This is a genomic window from Trichocoleus sp. FACHB-46 (genome assembly GCF_014695385.1).
Lineage (GTDB): Bacteria > Cyanobacteriota > Cyanobacteriia > FACHB-46 > FACHB-46 > Trichocoleus.
Window position 1 is genome coordinate 1 of record NZ_JACJOD010000063.1, and the last position, 2,874, is coordinate 2,874.

Genomic DNA, 2,874 nt, shown 5'->3' on the forward strand with positions numbered 1-2,874 from the left:
CGCTTGCGGCACTATCTGGCTCGTCTGCATCGTCAGAGCTTCTGTTATTCCAAGTCACAAGAGATGCTGGAAGCCTCTATCTGCTTATTGACCTACTATCTGAGACATTGGAAAGTACTGATTCCTGTCTAAATCATTCGCTCTTTGTGCAACGCCAAATAGAAATGCTTATTCGCAATCAACCCAGATGAAGCATTCTCGTTCTACTTGTCTCGCGTTTTAATTGAAAGGGTAGGGATGCTTTCCTACACCTTGCTGTTACCCAGCGATTGCGATGGAACGTCCAGCAATTCCAGATCCCATAATTGTGTCCCTGACGGGTGGAAAGGAGCCTCTAAAGGTTCATGCTGACAGGCTTGCCTCGCCGACGGATTTGAGACAGACCAAAGTGGATGAGTTTATTGCAGCGCGATCGCTCAAGCCCAAAAGTGAGCAGGCTTACCGCCGAGACTTGCAGAATTTCACAGATTGGACCCAGCAAGCGTGGGCAAATGTGACCCGACGACAGGTCGCCCAGTTCAAGCAGTATCTCTTGCAGGAGCGAAAGCTAGCTCCTAATTCAGTCAACCGAATCCTAAGAACAGTCAAAACGTTTTATAGATGGATGCTGGAGTCGGAGTACATCTCCAGGGACCCGACAACGGCAGTGAAGCAGGAGAAAGTGCCAGAGGCGCAATCTCAAGAACTAGAAGATGAAGAGGTAGAACAGATTTATGTGGCAATTTCAAAGGTAAGCTGTGACCCAGTCCGCGATCGGGCTTTGTTTTCTGTTCTACTACATGGTTTGCGAGCCGAGGAGGCGATCAACCTCAATTTTGAAGACTACGATGGGCTGCAAGTCTTGATTCGAGAAGCAAAGCATGACAGTACGGGGGAAGTACCACTAACTCAGCAAGCACGGACTGACTTAAATGCTTACATCCAGCAACGGCAGGCAGAGATAGAAGCAATGGGGTAGGAAATTTTGCCCCATAGTCCTCTGTTTGTTTCCAACTCTAACCGCAGCCGAGGTCAACGACTCACTTATTGGGGAGTGCAGGAGGTGATGAAGCAGCTAGCCAACCATACGGGCATTAATCTACATGCACATCGAGGGCGACATACGTTTTGTACCAATTTAATTGTCAAGTTGGAGATGGATACCGCCCTAGCAATGGAGCTATCGCGGCATCGAGATATTCGTAGTTTCAAACGCTATACCAACCGCAAGAATAAACTCGCTGCCAAGCGGGCATTTCTCAAAGCAGCTGACCAACTCTATTAAGAAGCAAGCATTGTAGTTGCGCAGTGTTTATTTCTTACTTTCCACGCAATCGCCATCAATGCTTAGGCTTCGACAGACTGTATGAACTTGTTTCCAAAGAGTCACAGGCGATCGCCCAGGCGTTGACGTAAGCAGAAGAGAAGGAGGCGTCCCATCTGCATCTGCACCGAGAACGGCATACCTTTGCTACGGGCTTAGGGCTTGTAACGAAACAACTTTTACAGGGTGATCCTGAAAGGCTCAAATTCGCAAGCTCTTTTGACCAGCGAACGTCAGAGTTATTTCATAACAGCTTCTTAGTAGTTGATGGCATGCGTTACAAGACAATGGACTCTTGCTTAGCCATGAAGTTAACGCGTCATTGCTCGGTTCATAGCTTTTAGCGTTACGTCAAGAGCGTGGATGCGGTGTTGGCAGAAGCAGCACTTTTTGAGACCGGAGCCCTGAAGCAAGTAGAGACAGCAACTTAGCTTCCGGCTATTAGTTCATCACTAAGTTCAAGCCCGCAGCTCACTCAGAGGCTGGAAGAATTTAGGTCACGATCTCACTTTGCAGACGGCCTTGGAATGAATGGCTAGATTCGGGACAGGCTATACTGACCTCTTTGGCCCCGATTCCACTGGCCCTCCTTGGCTCCGGTAGAGAGAATATTGAGGATACGGTGACGAATGGTAGTGTGCATCCCTTGGGGCAAGCTGTCTACAAAAATTGCATCCTTGGCTCCGGTAGAGAGAATATTGAGGATACGGTGACGAATGGTAGTGTGCATCCCTTGGGGCAAGCTGTCTACAAAAATTGCATTCATGAGAGCAGCGACGCTCAGCAGTTCCTGGGGCTGTTGCTGAAATACAGCAGCGATTGCCGCAGGTAAGGAGGTTTTTTGAAAAGCAGGTTGCAAGTAGTCTTGCCAGTTTTTTGATTGTTTCGGTGTCCTGCCTGCCTTTGCAGCTTTAGGGGCTCTACCACTTTTTGTGGAGGTGGTTGGCTCAGAAGCAGAGCGAGATTGTTGAGATTTTTCCTCCACTGGCTCTTCAGAGGCAGAAACCACAGGAGCAGATGAAGTATCTGAAGCAGGCGCAGCACTATCTACTGTTATCGGTGTTGAGGTGGCAGTGTCTTTTGCAGGTTGGGTGGTGGTTGGAGTAGCAGAGGGGATGCTAAATAAATCGATGACCGTCTTGAGACTTTGTCGTTTCTCCCGGACTGCTTCAAGTTGAGTTGTGAGTACTGCTTCTTGAGTTGCAAGCGCGGTATCGGCTTCCATTAGGTTAGCCAGGATGGTATTGGAAGCAAGATGAGAAGAATTGGTCATAATTGAGTGCTGTATCAGCCTTTTGGCTACAAAAGTATCATACAGATCTCCTGCTGTCTCTAAGAGCGTAGAGGTGTCATTACGGGGCGTTGCTGAAAGAGTAATGCTGGCTTTGGCACAATGAAGGTATGAAATGTCCTCAATGTCACTCCACTCACACGGCTAAAAACGGTCACCGTCGCGGCAGACAGTGCTATCAGTGCCAGCAGTGTGGTCGCCAATTTCTCGAGTCTTACCGTCCTTGGGCTTACTCCGATGACATCAAGCAACTGTGCATCAAAATGTATCTCAATGGCAT

At 48.4% G+C, this 2,874-nt stretch carries 1 protein-coding gene and 2 pseudogenes; 2 read left to right on the forward strand and 1 reads right to left on the reverse strand.

The annotated features are described in order from the left end of the window. Both H6F72_RS26120 and H6F72_RS26125 read left to right on the forward strand, forming a co-directional pair. Nucleotides 1-132 (forward strand): annotated as a pseudogene (locus H6F72_RS26120) (IS1 family transposase); the annotation flags it as partial. A 142-nt stretch (nucleotides 133-274) separates the two neighbouring features. Next, nucleotides 275-1,264, forward strand: a pseudogene (locus tag H6F72_RS26125) (tyrosine-type recombinase/integrase). Between the two features lie 574 nt (nucleotides 1,265-1,838). Here the strand turns inward: H6F72_RS26125 and H6F72_RS26135 are convergent. Next, nucleotides 1,839-2,576, reverse strand: coding sequence for a hypothetical protein (locus H6F72_RS26135; protein WP_190442406.1), 738 nt, complete (start codon nucleotides 2,574-2,576; stop codon nucleotides 1,839-1,841). Nucleotides 2,577-2,874: the final 298 nt, after the last annotated feature.

What these genes read in the sequence shown, in the direction of transcription:
- H6F72_RS26135 (WP_190442406.1), bottom strand. Translation starts at nt 2,576, where the DNA reads ATGACCAATTCTTCTCATCTTGCTTCCAATACCATCCTGGCTAACCTA.